The organism is Catellatospora coxensis, assembly GCF_016862635.1.
Taxonomy (GTDB): Bacteria; Actinomycetota; Actinomycetes; order Mycobacteriales; family Micromonosporaceae; genus Catellatospora; species Catellatospora coxensis.
This window is the reverse complement of sequence record NZ_BONI01000195.1, coordinates 1-1,335: the sequence shown is the minus strand read 5'-3', so window position 1 is coordinate 1,335 and position 1,335 is coordinate 1. Positions and strand designations below refer to the sequence as shown.

2 protein-coding genes are annotated in these 1,335 nt (G+C 69.7%); both read left to right on the top strand.

What is annotated here, in order from left to right; translation table 11 throughout:
- The coding region (locus tag Cco03nite_RS41965) for a hypothetical protein (protein WP_203699625.1) at window positions 1-280 on the top strand (280 nt) is incomplete at its 5' end.
- Window positions 280-1,242, top strand: coding sequence for an ABC transporter ATP-binding protein (locus Cco03nite_RS41960; protein ID WP_203699624.1), 963 nt, complete (start codon window positions 280-282; stop codon window positions 1,240-1,242). The genes Cco03nite_RS41965 and Cco03nite_RS41960, both read left to right, overlap by 1 nt.
- Window positions 1,243-1,335: the final 93 nt, after the last annotated feature.

Genomic DNA, 1,335 nt, shown 5'->3' with positions numbered 1-1,335 from the left:
GCTGCTGGTGGAGTTGATGCCGGTGGTGGCGGTGGCGGTGGTGACCGGTGCGGTCGTCGGGACGGCGGTGCCGCATCTGATCGCGCCGGCGTTGGGTTTGTCGCAGTTCACCGACGGGGTGTCCGTGGGTGTCACGTTCGACCCGGTGGTCGTCGGCGCTTCGCTGGTGCTGGTGCTCATCGGGATGGTGACCGCGCTTGCGGTGGAGACCCTGTTCAACCGCCGGTTGCGCCTCGGTGAGGTGCTGCGGCTTGGTTCCTTCGACGCGGGAGAGAGCTGATGTCGACGACGAATGAGATCACGGGCCCGCCGGATCTGGCGACGCTGCAGGCGCGTGCCGCGCAGCGGGCCGCTGACCGGGCCGGTGGCGCGGACCGGCTGCGCGGGCATCTGGTGTGTGACGGGCTGGTGCGGATCTACAAGACCGAGGGTGTCGAGGTCGTCGCCCTGCAGGGCCTGGATCTGGTGGTCGACCGCGGGGAGTTGCTGGCGATCGTCGGGGCGTCGGGGTCGGGCAAGTCGACGCTGCTCAACATCCTGTCGGGGCTGGACGTGCCGACGGCGGGCATCGCGCGGGTCGGTGAGTACGACCTGTTGACGATGAAGGCGGGGCGCCGGTTGTCGTACCGGCGGCACATGGTCGGGTTCGTGTGGCAGCAGACCGGCCGTAACCTGCTGCCGTATCTGACGGCGGTGGAGAACGTGGTCACGCCGATGAAGCTGGCCGGGACGCGTTCGGGCCGTAAGGCGCGGGAGCGGGCGATGGAGTTGCTGGAGATGGTCGGGGTCGGTTACTGCGCCGACCGGCGTCCGGATCAGATGTCGGGTGGTGAGCAGCAGCGGTGCGCGGTGGCGTTGGCGGTGGCCAACGATCCGGAGGTGCTGTTCGCCGACGAGCCGACCGGTGAGCTCGACGAGTCGACCGCGGCCGACGTGTTCGGCGCGTTGCAGACGATCAACGCCGAGCTGGGCGTGACGGTGGTCGTGGTGACCCACGACCCGAACGTGGCCACGCAGGTGCGCCGGACGGTCGCGATCCGTGACGGCCGGCTGGCCTCGGAGGTGCGCCGCAGCTCGCGGACGACTGCTGATGGTGGCACGGAGCTGGTCAGTGAGGAGTACGCGGTGCTGGACCGGGCCGGGCGGATGCAGCTGCCGGCGTCGTTCGTGCAGGAGTTGGAACTCAAGGACCGGGTGAAGCTGAACCTGGAGTCCGACCATGTGGAGGTGCGCCGTGGCTGAAGACCTCGTGCGGGTGGAGAGCGTCAGCCGTGACTTCGGCCGGGCGGGCAAGGTCGTGCACGCGGTGCGTGACGTGTCGTTCACCGCGGGCCG